The sequence below is a fragment of the Photobacterium ganghwense genome (assembly GCF_003025595.1).
GTDB classification, from domain to species: Bacteria; Pseudomonadota; Gammaproteobacteria; order Enterobacterales; family Vibrionaceae; genus Photobacterium; species Photobacterium ganghwense.
This window is the reverse complement of record NZ_PYMI01000003.1, coordinates 650144-669148: the sequence shown is the minus strand read 5'-3', so window position 1 is coordinate 669148 and position 19005 is coordinate 650144. Positions and strand designations below refer to the sequence as shown.

At 52.6% G+C, this 19005-nt stretch carries 15 protein-coding genes; 4 read left to right on the top strand and 11 right to left on the bottom strand.

Annotation, left to right across the window (positions count from 1 at the left end; all coding sequences use genetic code 11):
* Positions 1 to 131: 131 nt before the first annotated feature.
* Positions 132 to 2594 (bottom strand): ATP-dependent helicase, encoded by a 2463-nt coding sequence (locus C9I92_RS13415; protein WP_047883586.1) that lies wholly within the window; start codon positions 2592 to 2594, stop codon positions 132 to 134.
* 341 nt (positions 2595 to 2935) lie between these two features.
* On the opposite strand from C9I92_RS13415, the gene C9I92_RS13405 reads away from it, so the two are divergent.
* Positions 2936 to 4042 (top strand): phosphoribosylaminoimidazolesuccinocarboxamide synthase, encoded by a 1107-nt coding sequence (locus C9I92_RS13405; RefSeq protein WP_047883584.1) that lies wholly within the window; start codon positions 2936 to 2938, stop codon positions 4040 to 4042.
* 87 nt (positions 4043 to 4129) lie between these two features.
* Here the strand turns inward: C9I92_RS13405 and C9I92_RS13400 are convergent, their stop codons facing one another.
* The 9 genes from C9I92_RS13400 to xsc all read right to left on the bottom strand — a co-directional run bounded on the left by C9I92_RS13400 (position 4130) and on the right by xsc (position 14901).
* Positions 4130 to 5011 carry a cache domain-containing protein gene (locus C9I92_RS13400; RefSeq protein WP_107193860.1) on the bottom strand — a complete coding sequence of 294 codons (882 nt, stop codon included), beginning with the start codon at positions 5009 to 5011 and terminating at the stop codon, positions 4130 to 4132.
* 46 nt (positions 5012 to 5057) lie between these two features.
* A complete protein-coding gene (locus C9I92_RS13395) occupies positions 5058 to 6398 on the bottom strand; it encodes a TRAP transporter large permease (RefSeq protein WP_047883583.1) in 1341 nt (446 codons plus the stop codon).
* A 21-nt stretch (positions 6399 to 6419) separates the two neighbouring features.
* The gene (locus tag C9I92_RS13390) at positions 6420 to 6977 is read right to left on the bottom strand and encodes a TRAP transporter small permease (protein ID WP_047883582.1); all 558 of its coding nucleotides are present in this window, start codon (positions 6975 to 6977) and stop codon (positions 6420 to 6422) included.
* A gap of 119 nt (positions 6978 to 7096) precedes the next feature.
* On the bottom strand, positions 7097 to 8005 hold the full coding sequence (locus C9I92_RS13385; RefSeq protein WP_373689495.1) for a TRAP transporter substrate-binding protein: 909 nt from the start codon (positions 8003 to 8005) through the stop codon (positions 7097 to 7099).
* A gap of 350 nt (positions 8006 to 8355) precedes the next feature.
* Positions 8356 to 9855 carry an NAD(P)/FAD-dependent oxidoreductase gene (locus C9I92_RS13380; RefSeq protein ID WP_047883580.1) on the bottom strand — a complete coding sequence of 500 codons (1500 nt, stop codon included), beginning with the start codon at positions 9853 to 9855 and terminating at the stop codon, positions 8356 to 8358.
* Between the two features lie 61 nt (positions 9856 to 9916).
* Complete coding sequence (locus C9I92_RS13375; RefSeq protein ID WP_047883579.1) at positions 9917 to 10330, bottom strand: nuclear transport factor 2 family protein; 414 nt, start codon at positions 10328 to 10330, stop codon at positions 9917 to 9919.
* A gap of 635 nt (positions 10331 to 10965) precedes the next feature.
* Positions 10966 to 11943, bottom strand: coding sequence for an FRG domain-containing protein (locus C9I92_RS13370; protein WP_047883578.1), 978 nt, complete (start codon positions 11941 to 11943; stop codon positions 10966 to 10968).
* 21 nt (positions 11944 to 11964) lie between these two features.
* Entirely contained in the window at positions 11965 to 13005 is a 1041-nt protein-coding gene (locus tag C9I92_RS13365) for a YeiH family protein (RefSeq protein WP_047883577.1), read from the bottom strand.
* An 84-nt stretch (positions 13006 to 13089) separates the two neighbouring features.
* A complete protein-coding gene (gene xsc, locus C9I92_RS13360; RefSeq protein ID WP_047883576.1) occupies positions 13090 to 14901 on the bottom strand; it encodes a sulfoacetaldehyde acetyltransferase in 1812 nt (603 codons plus the stop codon).
* Between the two features lie 230 nt (positions 14902 to 15131).
* Between xsc and C9I92_RS13355 the strand changes: the two genes are divergently transcribed.
* From C9I92_RS13355 to C9I92_RS13345, 3 genes are read left to right on the top strand one after another with little or no spacing between them, the layout of a single operon-like run.
* Complete coding sequence (locus C9I92_RS13355; protein WP_047883575.1) at positions 15132 to 15395, top strand: hypothetical protein; 264 nt, start codon at positions 15132 to 15134, stop codon at positions 15393 to 15395.
* Entirely contained in the window at positions 15379 to 16359 is a 981-nt protein-coding gene (locus C9I92_RS13350; RefSeq protein WP_047883574.1) for an AAA family ATPase, read from the top strand. The genes C9I92_RS13355 and C9I92_RS13350 overlap by 17 nt, the downstream gene beginning before the upstream one ends.
* Positions 16356 to 18095: a cobaltochelatase CobT-related protein gene (locus C9I92_RS13345; RefSeq protein WP_047883573.1), complete on the top strand. Its 1740-nt coding sequence runs from the start codon at positions 16356 to 16358 to the stop codon at positions 18093 to 18095. The genes C9I92_RS13350 and C9I92_RS13345 overlap by 4 nt, the downstream gene beginning before the upstream one ends.
* 119 nt (positions 18096 to 18214) lie before the next feature.
* Here the strand turns inward: C9I92_RS13345 and C9I92_RS13340 are convergent, their stop codons facing one another.
* On the bottom strand, positions 18215 to 18973 hold the full coding sequence (locus C9I92_RS13340; RefSeq protein ID WP_047883572.1) for a sulfite exporter TauE/SafE family protein: 759 nt from the start codon (positions 18971 to 18973) through the stop codon (positions 18215 to 18217).
* Positions 18974 to 19005 lie beyond the last annotated feature (32 nt).

The window sequence follows — 19005 nt, the reverse complement described above, 5'->3', positions numbered from 1 at the left end:
TCCTAGAGTGCAAAAACAAAACGCCCTGAACTGTCTGTTCAGGGCGTTTGCTTTATCTTTACCACCCGGTGTTTTCTGGCCTTTGTTCACGGTTCACGGTTCACCGTTCACCGTTCACCGTTCAATTTGGCTCAGCGCCGCACCCGGGTTCTTGCGTTGGCAGCAACGATCAACCGGTTTACCAGCACCTTTTTCTTGGTCAATGCCGTCGAATCCAACTCACGGATAATCCGGGCGATTTCGCCATCCAGATATTTGGCATTTTTTGTTTTAACCATGGCGGTGATCACTTTTTCCGCATTGTCCGGTAAGGGCTGCGCCAGCGCCCACTTCAGGCTATAAGATTCATCCTTCCCACTGTCATTCCCGTGGTTATCGCTGTTGTTAGCATTGGAGCCATGACGATGATTAGGCAGCGCAGTTTTGTGAAATTTTTCAGGCACGACCACATCCTCTTCGCGCCCGAGACGACGGCAGTACTCTTCAACCACCGGGCTTGAGTAATACGGCAGCTCCCCCTCGTGGTACAGTTTCGGGCCAAGCTGAGTCGCGATCGGTACTTTGGCTTCCAGCACAAAACGGCTGGCATTCGTGGCTTTGACAGCACTCATGCCTTTACCTGTGTGGTTGACACTGCCCGATGGCATATCTGTTTTGGTGTAATAAACACTCGCCTTTTCTTTTGCCCGGGTCAGGGCTACGTAAGCCAGTCGGCGCTCTTCCTCAATATCCGCCCCCATACTGCCGGACGATTTATTCATATAAGGAAAAGCGTCTTTATCCCAGAACGGCAAGTAGACCTGTTTATATTCGCATCCTTTGGCCCGAAAGATTGTGGTCAGTTGCACACTGCCCTCATTCCCTGCCTGAGGTGCAACAGCTTGAGGTGAGACCGCCTGATTTGCCATAGCCTGATTGCCCATAGACGATGACGGGTTACCGGTTAACGCATGAGATCGGGATTGCTGCAGATAATACTCAAAGTATTGCAGCGCCTTCTCACAGTTCTGATCCATCGACTCCAGCACTGTCGTCACACTGTCGAGCCGTTCCACCGCTTCTTCAATTTCCGAAGCGGTCGCTTCAGTTTTCCAGATCCAGCTGTCGAGGCCGCTTTCTTTGCGGTACTGCAAAAAGACCTCCGCAGCTTTGAAACTGCCTTTTCGCATCAGGCGTGTCAGCAGGTCAATCCGCTCTGTCAGGTTTTCCAGTTTCAGGGTCGGGTTTGCTTTTTCATATCGCCCCAGAAACGTCATCCAGCCCTGCGGTTCCATTCCTGCCAGTTGCTCACACAGTGGTCGCAGCAGCTTATTCGGAACATAGCAATGAGGAAACGAAAACAGGCTGAACAATAGCGACGCTCGCTGGTTAACCTCCCAGCCGGAATAACGACCGGTCGCCAGGTTCATTAGCTCCATCAGCAGTTTTACTTCCCGACTGTTTGCCAACACTGACGGCACCGGCATCTGGTATGGAAGATTCTTACTGAGAAATGCCAGCTCAAACAGCAAGGTCTGCGACCAGCGCCGCACCAGAATCGCCACATCCGACGGTTTACCGCCTTCCGACAGGTACTGCTGAATCGACTGAGCAATTTCACCAACCTGACGCGATGAACCACACTCCACAATCTGCGTATCCGTCACGCCCTCACCAGACGTGGTCAGAAATTCGCTGAAACGCTGCTTATTGTTGGCAATCAGATGGCTGGCGGCCAGAGCCAGACTGTGCCCGAACCGGAAGGTCTGGGACAAGGTGTAAACGGTCGCCGGCGCAAAATCCTGCTCAAAATTCAGCATGAATTGCGGCGCGCTGCCACGCCATTTATAGATACACTGATCGACATCACCCACGGCAAGCAACTGGGTTGCCGGCCCCAATAATTGCTTTAGCAGTCGGTACTGAGCGGTATTAATATCCTGAAACTCATCAACCACCACCATGTTGCATCGCTGGTGATACTGCTGCCGCAAAACCTCGTTGCCTTCGAGCAACTTGACGGTTTCCACCAGCCAGTCATCAAAGAACAGGATTTTTTGTTGCTTTCTGAGCGATTCGAATTTCTCGTACGCATCAATAATAAACAGATAGTCCCGGTTGATTTCTGCCAGCTTAAACACCTCGTAAGGTGAAAGCATGTACGCTTTGACCAGCCCGATAAAACTCAGCAACAGCTCAATGGTTTTGGGGTCTTTAATCACTTGCTGACGCTGATAGGTTTTCTCCAGCCCGGCCAGCTCGCGCAGAACACCTTTGACCAGTGATTTGTCACTTTCCCCGCTCTGGTAATCAATCCGGTAACCGGTTTCGCGCAAAAAACCGCTCTGGTTCAGGAAACGCAGGCAGAAACTGTGGAACGTATGCACCGGTACCGGCACATCAATACCTTCAGCCCTGAGTTTGGCCTGAAAGTCAGTGCGGATATCGCGGTTAAACATCAGAACGAGCATCTGGTCAGCAGACACATGCTGTAGTTTTTCGCCGATCAACCCAACCAGCGTGGTCGTTTTGCCCGTGCCAGCGCCGGCAATACATAAGGCATTGCCCTGCTGATGGTGAATAAAGGCGGTCTGTTCTGAAGTAAAGCGGGTCATAGCAAATCAGGTCGGCAAAAAGGCCCATGATTCTGCCATATATCACGCAGGGATGACGAATAAATTTCAGCACGTTGAAAGCAGTTCAAACAATAAACCGGAAAAATACCGGAGCCTTTCAGCTCAAGTTCGTGCTGAGGTAGCCCGTGTTACTGGTGTATTTTTTCATGACCGACCCGCTGGCATCCCGCTGAAAAATAAATTTGCGCAAACGTTTGCTTTTCTTGCTGAAAGCCACACAAAGTTCTGATATTATCGCCAGCATCTTAGGGTGTGGCCCTGATAGCGGCCCGGTGACACGGTCCGTGCCCTTCATTTAACTTTCGAAATAGGAATTCGCCATGAGCCTTGCTGATCAAGTTCTCGCTGTTAATGATGACCTGCCAATCCGTACAGATAAACCTGTGCACAGCGGTAAAGTCCGTTCTGTTTACTGGTTAACAGAAGCGGATAGTCGTCGTCTGATCAAAGAAAAAGGCTACAATGTTCAACCGGATGCGCCGCTGGCCATCATGGTGATCAGTGATCGTATTTCTGCCTTTGACTGCATCTGGCACGGTGAAGGTGGCCTGAAAGGCGTACCAGGAAAAGGTGCAGCCCTGAATGCCATCTCCAACCACTGGTTCCAGCGTTTCCGTGACAATGGACTGGCAGACAGCCACATTCTGGATATTCCGCACCCATTCATCTGGATCGTACAAAAAGCCAAACCGGTAAAAGTCGAGGCGATTTGCCGTCAGTACATTACCGGTTCTATGTGGCGTGCCTATGCCAATGGCGAGCGTAACTTCTGTGGTATTGAACTGCCGGAAGGACTGGAAAAAGACCAGAAGCTGCCTGAGCTACTGATGACACCATCAACCAAAGGGATCCTTACCGGTATTCCGGGAGTACCGGAAGTCGATGATGTAAACGTGACCCGCGCCGATCTGGAAAACAACTATGCGGCGTTCAACTTCCGTTCACCAGACGACATCAGCCACTACGAAAAACTGCTGCGAGATGGTTTCAATGTGATCAGCAAGGATCTGGCTGAACTGGATCAGATCTTTGTCGATACCAAATTTGAATTTGGTTACGTCACAGATGCCAATGGCGCAGAAAAACTGATCTATATGGATGAAGTGGGCACACCTGATTCATCCCGTATCTGGGATGGCGCGGCGTACCGCAATGGTGAAATCGTGGAAAACTCGAAAGAAGGTTTCCGCCAGATGCTGCTGAACCACTTCCCTGATCCGGACATCCTGTTGAACAAAGACCGCATGGAAGAACGTTTTGCGCTGGCACGTGACAACGACCTGCCGGTTGATGCCATGATGGAACTGTCACGAGTGTACACCGGCATTGCTGAGAAGATCACCGGCGAAAAAATCGTACTGAGTGAAAACCCGAAAGCTGAGATCGTGGACATTCTGCGTCGCGAGTATGACCTGATCAACGATTAATTTCGGATTAGCCATGGTTCTTGCGCTCTTCAGCGCAAGAACCATATGAACCCGAATGGCGACGACAATCCGCTCAAGCGGGTGTTGTTACTCGTTACCCTTGTTGTAAAACCCTACCCCTACCAGCTTGTTATCCAGCACGCGATAATAGGTATGCTTGGTTTCAACGTTGCCCGTCGTCGGGTTTTGCCATTGATACACCAGCTCGCCTTTTCCGTTCTTCCTCGCTTGATCCAGCATTTCCGTAATCACCGGTTTGCCATCCGGACTCAACACGTCAACATGCGATTGCCCGACGAGTGACGGAGTTGCGCCATGAGCAATAAACTGCCCTTGCTGCATATCCAGAACAAAGACATATAAATCGTCTTTCACAAACGGGCCTTGCGGCTGATTAAACTGCTCAATGGCCTCCGGCTCATTGTTCACCATCGCTTTCACGGCTTCATCCAGAAAGTGACGAGCCTCATAATCCGTCGAGCGGGAAGGATAATAACCAACGGCTACAATGATATCCCCCTCCCTGACGAAAAAGGTGCGTTTCGCCTCGCCGCGGCTGTCGGTCGGGTTGGTCCAGTGGTATTCAATGACCCCTTTCCCAGCCTCGACCGCCGTTTGAATCATTTCCCGGAAAAACGGCTTACCAAACACATCGACTGTGTCCAGCACCGTGTCGCCGGCCAGCACGGTAGACGACCCGCCGCTGGCAAGAAACCGCCCGTCAACACGCAAGGCGTATACATACAGCTCCTTATCAATAAAGTTGGGGTTGGCATTAAAATCTGTAACAGCATCCGCTCCCTGTTGTTCGATATGCCGTACCGCTTTGTTGAGCAGTACCATGGCACGTCGTTCATCTTTACTCAGGACATGCTCCACTTCGGCTGTGTTGGCCCACGCAATCGCCGCCACGGCCAGTATCAGCAGAGCCATACTCCCTTTCCACGCAAGCGACATTGTTTTAATCATTGTTTCGCTCCCAATTAAATATGTATTTGTACCTGTTGGTTGCCGGTCAGTAGCCGACGACAGACGGCAACCAGAGTGTCAGCTGCGGGAAAAACGCGATCAGAAAGACCCCAACCACCGACGCCATAACAAACGGATGTATTCTTGCGGTAATCTGCTCCACCGTTGACCCGCCGATCCCCGATGCCACGAAGATGTTTTCCCCCAACGGTGGTGTCGCAAAGCCGATCGACAGTGCACACACCACCACGATACCGACGTGTGTAGGGTCTGCACCCAACATATACATGATGGGCAGCAGTACCGGCACAATAATCATGATGGCGGCCAGCGTTTCCATAAACATCCCGACAAACAGCAGCATCAGGATGGCCAGCGCCCAGACCATGTACATGTTGTCGGTCAGACTGAGCAGCGATTCTGCCACCACAACCGGTATTTTCTGTTCAATCAGCAGACGACCGAATACCGTCGCTGCAAACAGGATCAACAGTACGCGTCCGGTAATCCAGGTCGTCGTGGTTAGCGACTTAAAGATACTTTTCACTGCCAGTTCGCGATGCAGGATGAACCCGACAAACAGGGAGTAAAAAATCGCCACAATCGCCGATTCAGTAGGGGTAAACAGACCGCTGTAAATCCCTCCCAGAATCAGGAAAGGTGCCAGAATCGACCATATGCCACGCTGCAACGTCACTTTAATATCAGTGACTGACCAGGTTTCCGTCAGGCCTTTGTACCCGCGCTTTTTCGCAATCAGGTAGTTCGTGAAAATCAGCGTGGACGCCATAATCAGCCCCGGAATCACCCCGGCGACAAACAGTTTGGGAATCGACAGCGACGCAAACTGGCCGTGCTGGGCAATCGCTTCCGGTGGCGGCATCAGCCCCATTGCCGAAATCCCGAAGATCACGATCGGAATCGACGGTGGAATAATGATTCCCAGCCCGCCAGACGCGGCGGTCACCGCTGAGGCATAGCTGCGTTCATAATCACGCTTCACCATTGCCGGAACCATCAGCATCCCGACCGCTGCCGTGGTCGCCGGGCCCGAGCCCGAAATGGCCCCGAAGAACAAACATGCACAGACCGTGGCAGCCCCTAGCCCGCCGGTCACAGGGCCGGCCAGACTTTCGGCAATATCAACCAGCCGTTTAGAGATCCCGGCCGCCTCCATTAAAGCACCAGCAAGAACAAATGCCGGCAGCGCCATCAGCGGAAAGTTACCGACTGAAGTGAACGCAATCTGCACCAGGGCAATCGGGTTTTTATCCAGAATCAGGTAGGCCGCCATCGAGGCGCCAGCCAACGACACCGTAATCGGTGCTCCCAAAATCAGCAGCACCAGAAAGCCACCGAACAGGATAAGGGTTAAATAGTCTTCCATGAGATTCCTCCTCCCTCGCCGTTACTGCGCAGCCGTTTGCCGGATGGATTGTTGCTGCTGCATTTTTTGCAGCTCCTTGGTTTCCGGATCACTGGCTTCTACGCCTTTGAACAGGCGCTCATAGTTGTTCCACAAAATGCGGACTGTCATCAGCGAAAATGCGATAGGCAGGATCAGATAGAAGTATTTCATTGGGATCCCTGTGGTCTGCGATTTCCAGAACAGGTTCATTTTGTTGAAGACAAAATCGTAGCTGAGGTAAACAAAGTAGAGGTTAAACGCGGCCCAAATCAGATCGGCGATGGTTTCACTGATGGTTTTGACAATGGGCGGAAAGAACTTGAAGTGAAAACTGACCCGGTTATGAGCTGACATTTTGGCAGCGACAACGGCCCCGAGATAAGCAAACCAAACAAACATGTAGGTCGCGATTTCGTCTCCCCAGGGAATGGAATATTCAAAAAACTGGCGGACAAGGATTTGGGTGAACAGCAGGATTACAAACGCAGCCAACAGTAGACAGCAGGTGTATTCCTCAACATTGTTGAGATGCTTGCGGATAGAGTGCATGACAGACATATAGCCTCCGGAAAAGGGACTCCCGCTGCCTGCCGGTTGATTCACCCGCGTTCACTCGGTGACGGGGCGCAATCAGACAGGCAGCGGGAGCTGATCATCAGCGTGACATAGAAAGGCGACTAGCGGCCCAGCACTTCAAGCGCAGCATCCAGTTTTTCTTTGCCACCAATGCTGGCGTAGTACTTCGGCCAGACTGCGGTTGTGACCTTTTCCATCCATTCCTTTTCGCCATTGGCTGGGTCGGTAAACACCATGCCTTTCGCGGCTAACTCATCACGGATTTTCTGCTCGGTTGCCTGCAGGTAATTGAAACTGTGCTCAGTGGCTTCCTTGCTGGCAGCCAGAATCGCCTGCTGCATTTCCGGAGATTGCTGCTGGAAAACGGATTCACTAATAATCAGAGGTTCCAGAGAGAAAATGTAGCGAATATTAGTGACATATTTCTGCACTTCGTCGAACTTCATCGCATGGATGGTAATGTAAGGGTTATCCTGACCATCGACCACGCCCTGCTGCAAACCGGTGAAGGTTTCTGACCAGGCCATTGGTGTTGGGTTAACCCCCCATGCCTGATAAGAAGAAATCATAATTTCATTACGCGGTACCCGAATCACCAGCCCTTTAAGATCTTCTGGCGATTTCACCGGGCGCTTGGAGTTTGTCAGCACCCGGAAGCCGGAATAGGCCCAACCGATAATTCGCACCCCGGCATCGCGGATAGTGTTTTCCACCAGCTGCTGGCCGACTTTACCCTGCGTCAGCAACTTGGCCTCATCGGCACTCTGAATCACATACGGCATGGTGAGCAGGCCAACGGAAGGGGAAAACGGCGTCACGTTATTGATCGCCACGACAGAAAAATCGAGTAGCCCGATAGCGGCGTTATTGACGGTGTCCTGCTCAGTACCCAGTTGGCTGTTTGGAAACAGGTCCACTGCGGCTTTTCCGTCGGTTTTTTCTTTCAGCAGATCCGCAAACTTGCTCCCGAGCTCATACTGAGTCCCACCGGCCGCATCGCCCAGCGCCATTTTAAAGGTTTTCGCCAGAGCCAGTGGAGAAGCAACCGCCAGACTGACGGCAGCCACGAGAGGAAGTAATGCTTTCTTATTAAACGTCATAAAATATCCCTTCTGTCATGTCGCAGATTCATTTCGCAATCAATGACCCAGGTACAGCATGGCAGTGAGCCACCTGGCCATTTACATGTTCACGTTTGATAAACCAGTTACAGATAACTCATTGTTCGAAAAATTAATTTCCGATCATTCAGTCGCCCCAGCGGTTTAGGCTGCATGTCGGGCAGGTGTGCTGTCTTTCTTTAATTCTTCTGTTGTGTGCTCTGTTTCCGTATACGCATCTTCAATGGTTTCATTGCACGTCACATTTCATCTTTCAGGTGGTACCAGCGATAAAGAAAACGCTGACCAAACCGGCGGAATGGCGCAAAGGCTTCCGACTCGACCATCTCCCGCACATTCGGGAACGGCAGGCGTGACTGGAAAATCGGTAAGTCGAGCTGCTGTGCATCTCCGGCGATCCACTGGGCCAGACGCTTACCAGCCTGGGCTGAGTACATCACCCCGTTGCCGCCATAACCCATCGCGTAGTAAATGGATTCTTTCGGATTCGGCTGATAAATTCGTGGCATCATGTCGTGACTGACATCGACCCAACCCCACCATGAATAGTCCACCTGAATGCCTTCCAAGGCGGGGAACTTACGAGTCAAATCGGCTTTGAGCATATCCTCATATTTCTGGTTCGGTGCCGCACGGCCGGTAATGGCGCTACGGGTTCCGATTTGCACCCGGTTATCCGGCAGCAGGCGATAATAGTGACGTAACACCCGGGTATCGGTGATCACTTGGTTGGTGCGGAACTGGCAGGCATCAATTTCCGCATCAGTCAGTGGCCGGGTCACCATCGAGTTGGACAAAATGGGTAACAACCGGTTTTTCAGCTCGCGGTGCAGCCCCTGAGACGTGTACCCGCCGGTCGCCACACCCACCGCACGAGCCCGGACAATACCTCCCGGCGTACGAAGATGATGAACACCATTCTTCGTTTCCCAGCCGATGACCGGACTGGCCGGATGCACGGTTGCCCCTAGGGCACGGGCTTTTTTCAGGTAACCAAATGCCAGCTTACCGGGATGAATCCCGATGCCTTCCGGTTCATGCATTGCCCCGCAGGCTTCCTGATCCCCGACAAACTGTTTTTTCACCGTGTCGGCATCCAGGATCTGGGCATCGTAGTTGAACGTTTCCCGCAGTAACTTAGCTTCTTTTTCCAGTTGTGGCATGACGCGAGGTCGGTGAGCGACATACAGGTGCCCTCCCGGCTGCGGATCACAGTCGATGTCCTGGATAAGGGATTTGAAGGTTGCCATCCCGTCCAGACACTCTTCGTGCATCTTTATCGCAGTATCTACCCCCCAGCGCTGAATCCATTGTGAGCGTTTCAAGCGTCCCGAAGCGCATTGCGCCTGGCCGCCATTGCGGGTACTGCATCCCCAGCTGGCGCGGTTAGCTTCCAGCACAGTGGCTTTGATACCGTATTGCTCCGCCAGGAAAATGGCCGCGGTCAGGCCGGTAAAACCGGAGCCGATGATCACCACATCGACATCGACATCGCTGGTGATCGGGCCGTCATCGGCTGGCGGCTCACCCGCGGTGCCGACCCAGTACGTCGGAGCATAATCGCGTCCCTGCCCCGGATTGGCGGCCACTAGCGGATCGTAAGCCGGGTCATACTGATCTCGTGCCGGGGTGGCTTGTTTGTCATTACCGTCCGGGGTGGCTTCTTGCCGGTTAGCCGCCGCACTGGATGACACATTGACGTCAACATCCTGTTCTTGTTTATCCGCCAGTACACTCATTTCACACTCCTTCTCTTCAGGAACAGACTCACCGTTCGCGGTTGTTATCACTCAGCGGCTGTCATTCGGAAAGTTGTGATGGGCGGTCTTTACGAAACGCATTTTTCACCTGAATTTTGCCGTCTTTCAGTGTGAACACGTCAACCATGCGAGCTTCGATACGGCTGCCATCCGGTTTGGTGGCGCAAAACGTAGACTCGGAAATGGCACGGTCTCCGCTGACGAAGTGATCACCATCCAGCCAGGCGGCATCCGGAAAGTTTTTCCAGACCTGCTGAAAACTCTCTCGAACCGCGTCACGGCCTGAGAACGTGCTACCGAATACTTCAGGGCCGGCCGCAGTATGAAACACACAGTCATCGGTGACAAAGCTCATCAGTGCATCGATATCATGGTTGTTCCAGGCGGCACTGAAGGCTTGTAAAAACTCCACACTGACTTGATCGTTCAACATTTCCTTTGTTTGTGTGCTCATAGTGCTTTCCTTCTCAATTAACAAGTAACATAATAGATTTTTCGTATGGGTTTGATATTCAGTGGGTAACAAGCCGTTTGAAGACTGAAACCCAAACTGATGAACAAAGCCGGTGCATCTTCTTCGTTCGGTGTTTCTTTTTGGGGCACCAACCGGGAGCATTGTTCGTATAACTCGCCAGTATTCTGCTTTTTGAAACCCACCAAACTAGTAACATAAATTTAACTTAAAGTTAGCCCCGACTATGGTATTGTTCAAATTAAATTTCGTAATTTGAGACAAATAATTCCACAAAATAAAATTTAATAACAAAGCTCGCTATTTGATTCATCCTTTCTGCCGCAACCATTCCAAGCTACTGCAACTAATGCAAAATCACGGCCACTTCAGGTATGAATTTCTGAGCTGTTTCGTCCCGTTTCTACGTACGTGGCGATGCCAATGGTTATTCAGGTCAATGCAAGAAGAGTCGTACCTATATAAAATAAATGGTCTTACCTATACGAATGACCTTACCTATACAAATAGCCTCAACAATAGATATGCATTAATATCATTCGCTGCTGACCAGTCGCTTCTCAGATCCGTCCTCTTTCCCATCTTTGGCGTTAAACGCTCTCAGATACCGAACACATTCAGTCGAAATCAAAATCGCTGCTGTAACGCTTGCGGTATTGACGCAATCCCCCCTGAGGTTCATGCCGATAAGCAGCCGACGACGAGGCTGTCTGCCTGGCCGATGACAAGCGGGAAAAGGCGGCTGCGGTATCCTGTCCCATCATTTCATTCTTCATCAGAGGCAGCTCCAGCCCCTGAGCGGCACCTCCACCAGATCGACTCTCAGGCTCCAGCAAACTGTTCAGGTGCTGACACAATCCGGCCAGACCCGGTGACACTGAGCGCTGATCAATACCGTGGCTTGCCAGCTCTGCCAGCAAAGAGGTTTTCATCGACGGCAGAATTGGCAGTTCCACCAACCGCCCCTGCGAGATCGCTTCTTTTTCCAACGGCACAAATCCCGTTTGTGTTTCTGCCAAATCTGCCGACTCAGCCGACCCTGCAGAGAGCGACGGGTGAATGGTGTACCAGCTTTTCTGCGCCGCAAGTTGGGGATGCGTAGCATGGTCAAATGTTGGTGGAAACACCCGGGTTTCGGTCAATTCAAACGGGTCACTATCGTAATCAACGTCGTTTAGCTTGCTGGCATTCAGCAAGTAAACATAGGGTTCTGCCCCGGCTTTCTGGCACGCAAACCAGAGCGCAATGAGCGGATTACTGCTCCACTCCAGCAACCGGGTTTTCAGCCCGAACTGCTGAGCCTGCGCCAACAGGTGCCAGTAAGGTGAAGGGGTCGATGTCATGGAATGGGTGCCAGCAGCCTCGTGATAACGCCCCGCCACCTCGACATCTTCCCCACCGTAGTGGCGAAACATGTCCAGTACCTGACGTTCGGTATCGAGAGTTGCGGCGTGAGCCTGCCGGGCAATGGCCGGTAACAGCGAGCGGCGGCGGTTCGGCTGGCCGCGAAACAGCGTTAGCTCGTGCTCGCTGCTGTGTTCCCGTATTGCAGCCAAAAAGCCGGCAACAGAACGGATATAGGTTGATGTCTGCATATCAGTACTCCTGTCAATCAATCACGCTGTCCATAGCCGGGTCATGAAGACCACCGACAGCATATATGCCGCAATAAATACCGCGTTCCCAAGCAATAACGCGACGGGTTGCCAACCCAATTCTGCCAGCTTTTCAAAGGATGTTTTCACCCCCAGCGCTGCAATGGAGATCACCAGACACCACTTAGAGAGATCGGAGCTGACCGCCACTACCGATGCGGGTAACATGCCCAGGCTGTTGAACGCCACCAGAGCTATGAACACCAGCAGAAATCCAGGGACCAAAGGCTGCTTGCCTGCTTCGCTGCCACCAGCAGCCGTACGGGCGTTGTGAAACACCAGCATCAGAATCACCACCACCGGCATTAGCATCGCGACCCGGAACATTTTGGCCAGCGTGGCGGCGTCGCCCACATCGGTCGAGATCATGAATCCGGCCCCGACGACCTGTGCCACATCATGGATCGCGCCGCCTAAAAACAGACCGGCTTCAGACGTGGTCAACCCCATCGCAGTTACTATCAGCGGATACAGCACCATGGCAGCGGTGGAAAATGCGGCCACTCCAATCGCGGTAAGCAACGTAAAATGCTCATTTTCCTTGCCCTGCGGCAGCGTCGATGAAATTGCCATTGCGGCAGAGATCCCACAGATACCGGTTGCGCCACCTGACAATAATCCCAGCATTGGCGGCAGCTTTAGTAACCGGGCCAGCAACAGGCTGAACAGAATGGTCAGCGCGACAGCCCCAGCCAGCGCCACCACTCCCACAGTACCAATCGCGTGAACATCACTGATAGCAATGCGCACCCCCAACAACGCCACACCAATCCGCACCAGCTTCTTGGCTGCGACTTCAATGCCGGGCAGGCACTTGCCGTTGTCAGCCAGAAAATGAAATGCCATCCCGATTAACAGCGCGTACAGAAACTTGGGGCCGCCATATTGCGCTGACACAAAAGACGCTGCGGCAGCAATCACTGTGCAAAACATCAGTCCGGGAACGAGACGGGTGAAAGCATCGAAGCGGGAACGGGGATGGCTGAGGGTGTTTGTGGTCATCTGGAAGTCCTCAACAAAGGAAGAAAAATGCCTGGCCCCAATTGAATCAGGGCAACTGTGAGCCAGGCGAAGTGTCACCAAGGATTAAACGTAATCTTTGTATTTATCCAGGAAACGTACCGGCTTAGACAGTGCATCACGGCGGAACGGGTCGCCCAGCTCCTGTGTACACATAATCTCAATGACCGTGGTTTTCCCTTCGTTCATTTGCATGTCGATGGCCTTTTGCAGGGTTGGGCCGACATCTTCCAGGCGGTCAACCGTGATACCTTCTGCGCCCATCGCACGGGCAATCTCAGCAAAGCTCTGGTTGTCCAGTTCACCGGCCACAAATCGACGGTTGTAGAAATCAACCTGATTTTTCTTCTCTGCGCCCCACTGGCGGTTATGGAACACGACGGCAGTAACCGGAATGTTGTGGCGAACACAGGTCATGGTCTCCATCAGACTCATCCCCCAGGCACCGTCACCGGCATAGGAAATGGCTGGTCGGTGCGGAGCGGCCACTTTGGCCCCGATAATGGTCGGGAACGCGTAACCACAGTTACCAAAGCTCATGGCGGCGAAGAAGCTGCGTGGCTTTTCAAAACGCAAGTAGCTGTTAGCAATGGAGTTAATGTTGCCGATATCGGTAGACACCATGACATCGTCCGGCATCGCTTTTTCCAGTTCGCGCAACACTTGACGCGGATGCAGGTACTCGCCCCCGGAGAATGGTTTTTCACCGGCATTTTTCTCGATCATATCCAGGCTGAACTGATCACGTTCATGGGTCCAATCGTCCAGTTCTTTTTCCCAGATTTCTTTTTCAGCCTGTACTTTGCTGAAACGTTCGTCTTTGGTGGCATCACAAGCCAGAGCGCGCCCTTCCAGACGATCGGCCAGTGCCACTGCCGCTGCCTTGGCATCACCGCAAATACCGACGGAAATTTTCTTCACCAGACCCAGCATCTTATGGTCAGCATCAATCTGGATGATCTTGGCGTCTTTCGGCCAGTAATCCATCCCATGCTGAGGCAGTGTACCGAATGGCCCCAGACGCGAGCCCAGTGCAATCACCACATCAGCCTGAGAAATCAGTTTCATCGCGGCTTTCGAGCCCTGATACCCCAGAGGACCACACCACAGCGGGTGGCTGGCCGGGAATGAGTCGTTGTGCAGGTAGCTGTTCACGACCGGCGCACCCAGACGCTCAGCCAGTGCTTTACACTCTTCAATTGCATCGCCCATCACCACGCCACCACCGGAAATGATGACCGGGAAGCGCGCTTCGGCCAGCAGGTCAGCCGCATCGTTCAGGCTTTGTTCACCACCGGCACCACGCTCCAGACGGGCAGGTTTTGGAATTTCACAGGTGATTTCGCCATAGAAGTAGTCACGCGGGATATTCAGCTGCGTCGGCCCCATTTCACTCATGGCACGGTCAAAACAACGCCCGGTGTACTCAGCCATACGCGACGGGTGCGTCACATGCCCCTGGTACTTGGTAAATTCCTGGAACATCGGCAGCTGATTACATTCCTGGAAGCCACCCAGCCCCATGGTATTGGTTCCGGTTTCCGGGGTCACAATCACCACCGGGCTGTGCGCCCAGTATGCCGCGGCAATGGCGGTCACACAGTTACTGATACCCGGCCCGTTTTGCCCAATCACGACACCGTGATTGCCGGATACCCGCGAATACCCATCAGCCATGTGAGCGGCGCCCTGCTCGTGGACAACCGGAATCAAGCGAATGCCGGCCGGCGCAAAAATGTCCATCGCATCCATAAATGCTGAACCCATGATGCCGAACATGTCGGTCACCCCATTTGCCACCATGGTTTCAACAAATGCTTCTGACGGGGTCATTTTTGTTGGTCCTTCAACGGCCTTGCGTGTATCGAGTTCACTCATAGCTATCTCCTTGATGATGGAACTTTAAATGTTAAGCAACACTAAATATTAAATACCGGAACCATTTGTCTCGTTATTAACAACTCCATCTAAACCTAGACATACATTTTCAAGCCGTCAAACAAATTTCACTTTTTGATTAAAAAAATTCCGAAAAGTGATATTTTGATAGCAAGGTTGCACTATGATTATTTCGGGATCGCCGCTTTCGCGTTAACAATGAAACCCGCGTGACGCCTGATGTTTGCTCACTCCAGGCCTGTACAAGAACAGCTTTCGGGGGATACGCAAAAACAACAGACCACCGCGCAAGCCAGAAAAAAGCAAAAGCAGAAATAGACGCAGAAGCACATGCAGAAACCGTTGCAGAGGCGTTTACAAAAATCAGCGAGACAGCCACAAGCCAAGGCCGATCACGCCGTGCGGGATCAGCAAGCCAATACAAACAGATCGGTAAAATTCAAGGAGAAAATAGAGATGGAAATAGCAGTTAGTCAGCCGGATATTGAAGTGTCAGTCAGGGACGTGTTCGGAATTGATACCGATCTTCGGGTGCCAGCCTTTTCGGTGCGTGATGATCATGTACCTGATATCGATCCGGCCTACCGATTCAACCCGGAGGTCACCTTAGCGATTCTGGCCGGGTTTGCTCAGGATCGCCGAACCATGGTGCAAGGCATGCACGGTACAGGGAAATCCACGCATATCGAACAGGTCGCGGCACGATTAAACTGGCCTTGTGTAAGAGTGAACCTGGATGGCCACCTCAGCCGGCTGGATCTGGTCGGGAAAGACACGATCACGCTGCGTAACGGTCAACAAGTCACAGAATTTCAGGAAGGGATCATTCCGTGGTCGTTACAGCGCCCTGTCGCGCTGATTTTCGATGAATATGACGCTGGCCGACCAGACGTCATGTTTGTGATCCAGCGGATCCTTGAACGTGACGGTAAATTCACTTTACTGGATCAAAACCGGGTCATTCAGCCACATCCGGTCTTTCGCCTGTTCGCCACTGCCAACACCGTTGGCCTTGGCAATCTGTCCGGGCTCTATCACGGCACTCAGGTACTGAACCACGCTCAGATTGATCGCTGGAACATTGTAGCAACCCTGAATTATCTGCCTGCCGAGGAAGAACTGGCCATCGTACTGGCTCGTGTGCCCGAGAAAAACACCGAATCGGGTCACCGCTTACTGCGTCAGATGATTGCCGTGGCTGAACTGACCCGCAACGGATTTGCCGCTGGCGACATTTCGACCCTGATGTCACCGCGAACCGTCATTACCTGGGCAGAAAACTGCAAAATTTTCGGCAATCCTGCACTGTCTTTTAAGCTCTCTTTTCTGAATAAATGCGATGAGTTAGAGCGCCCGGTCATTGCGGAATACTTCCAGCGCTGTTTTGATCAGGAACTGGACGCCTCCTGGGCGCTCAGTGAGGAGCGAACTGCATGAAGCCATATTCCCGAGCGCAACAAAAAGCCACGGAACTTTGCAGTGCTGGCGCCCGTGCTCTGAGTGGCGAACCAGGCCTACATGTTCGCGGCAACCGGCTGTATCGGCAACATACCCCCTTGCCCATTCCTGCCGTTCATTTGCATCCCGCTCCCCCTGTCCAATCTGGCGATGAAGCCACGCCCTTCATGATCAAACGTGGTCAAATGGATGCTATCGCGCTGCATTTGCGCTATTCCAATCGCCCTCTTCATAGGCAGTTAGCCCCACAGCCTCCCGTTGCCCGACTGATTTTTGATCTGCTGGAACAATTTCGTATTGAGGCCATTGTGCCGGACCACCTGCCGGGTGTACGCACCAATCTGGCCCGACATTTCAGCCACTGGGCGCAACTGACTTTCCAGTCAGGTCTGACGGAAACCCAGATTGGAAACTTGCTGTATACCCTGGTTCTGATCACCCGTTCGCGGTTACACACGATTCCAGTGCCTGAGTATGCCGAATTCGCCATCGAGGCAACACGCGCGGCCATTGTGCCGGTTATCGGCACCGATCTGGCCGGATTAAAACGCCAGATACATAACCAGGAAAAGTTTGCCATCCATGCCTGTGCTATTGCCGACACTATCCACGCGATGATCGATGCCGAGTTGGCGCAGCAGGCCGAGAACAGTGACGCTTCCCAACCGGACAATCTGCTGGACAAGGTGTTAGCCGCCTTTCCACTGCTTCTTAGTGACGAAGCCCTTGCCGATGAAACCCTCAGCCTTGCCGCCAGCGGTGAGAGCAAAGCCTTTACGCAGCATCATCAGCGTTATCAGGTATACACCCGACAGTATGATGAAGAAGTTCAGGCATCCTCGCTGGTGCGCGATGCCCTGCTGGTTGAATTTCGGGATAAACTCGACGAGAAAATACGCAATCAGGGTATTAATTTGCGCCATCTTTCACGTCAGTTAGCAGCCGCTCTTAATCCGCCACAGCGCAATGGCTGGACGTTTGGGGAGGAAGAAGGCCGGATTGATGGCCGCCGACTCAGCCAGCTTATCAGCTCGCCATCGGAACGTAGGCTGTTCTGCCAGGAGCGTTATCCCCCTACCGCGAACGCTATCGTCAGTTTCCTTATCGACTGTTCCGGCTCGATGCGCGACCACAGTGAAAAAGTGGCTTTGATGATTGATGTGATGGTCAGGGCACTGGGTATGGCGGGTATTTCCAGTGAGGTGCTGGGATTTACCACTCAGGCATGGAATGGTGGCCGGGCTTACAGCGACTGGTTACGTCAGGGGCGTCCTGCTTATCCAGGCAGACTGAGTGAGATCCGGCACCTTATTTTCAAACCCGCAGAACGCCACTGGCGGCATGCCCGCAAAGAAATGGCAGCTTTGCTCAAAGCCGATTTATTCAAAGAAGGCATCGACGGCGAGGCGGTGGAATGGGCCTGCCAGCGGTTACGAGCCCGCCCTGAGGCACGGCGATTTCTTTTGGTACTTTCGGATGGTTGCCCAATGGATACAGCAACCAACCTGACTAATGATAAGTTCTATCTTGATAATCACTTGAAAGCGGTAGTGGAACAGCAACAGCGCCAGGGAGATGTGGCCGTGCTGGGAATTGGGCTCGGGTTAGACCTCAGTCCCTACTACCGACAGAATCTCGCTATCGGTGACAGTCTTGAGGTCAACAACCGCTTGTTGGCAGATATCGTGACACTGCTTGCAGGGGCACGCCGGTAGCCAATGGCTACTGGCTACTGGCTACTGGATAGTGGATAGTGGATAGTGGATAGTGGATAGTGGATAGTGGATAGTGGATATGAGCTACCGGGGCGCTTGCAGTGGAGCTAATCATCCGATTAAGCCCATGAAGAGAAAGCAATAACCAGCAAATAGAGGCCAATCAGCATCAAAATACCAAACACCATCCGCCGCATGGCCTCTGCACTGAGCGGCGGCGGAAATTGCCGGGCCAGGTACGTACTAAGGGTTACGACCGGAATAGCGATACCCGCCAAGATCAAAATTTCTGTGTCCAGCTTGCCCTGAACCGCGATAAAGACGCTGCGAATCGAAGACGTAAACGCAAAGCTGATCAGCAGCAAATTCCGGATAGTTTTAATATCAAATGGCTGGCGATAAAACTGATAGATCAGCGGTGGGCCCGCCATACCAAACAGGCCACCAGCCAGTCCGGAACCAAAGCCGCTGACCACAAAGCTGGAACGGCCCGACTGCCGTTGTCCGGGTTCAGGGCGCATAAAAAAATTCACCGCACTGTAAACAATCATTGAGCCTAATAGCCCTTGCAGCAGATTGGTCGCCGAGTCACTCAACATATCCAGCAGCCAAACCCCAGCTGCAATTCCGGGTAGCACGCCCAATACCACAGAAAAAACCACCCGCCAGTCTGTCTGGCGGGCTACCCCCGGCAGAGCAACAGCACAGTTGACCAGTGTGATCAGGCTGACCACCGCAGCAATCACAGCCACGGTGGTCAGTCCCAACGCGCTGGATGCGCCAACAACAATTATTCCCATCCCAAATCCGGTGACGGTCTGAAAATACGTTCCCACCATGATTATGGCGAGCAAGGTAAACAAGGTTTCGATGGACATGATGCCTGACTCTCACTCAGATACTGCAACCA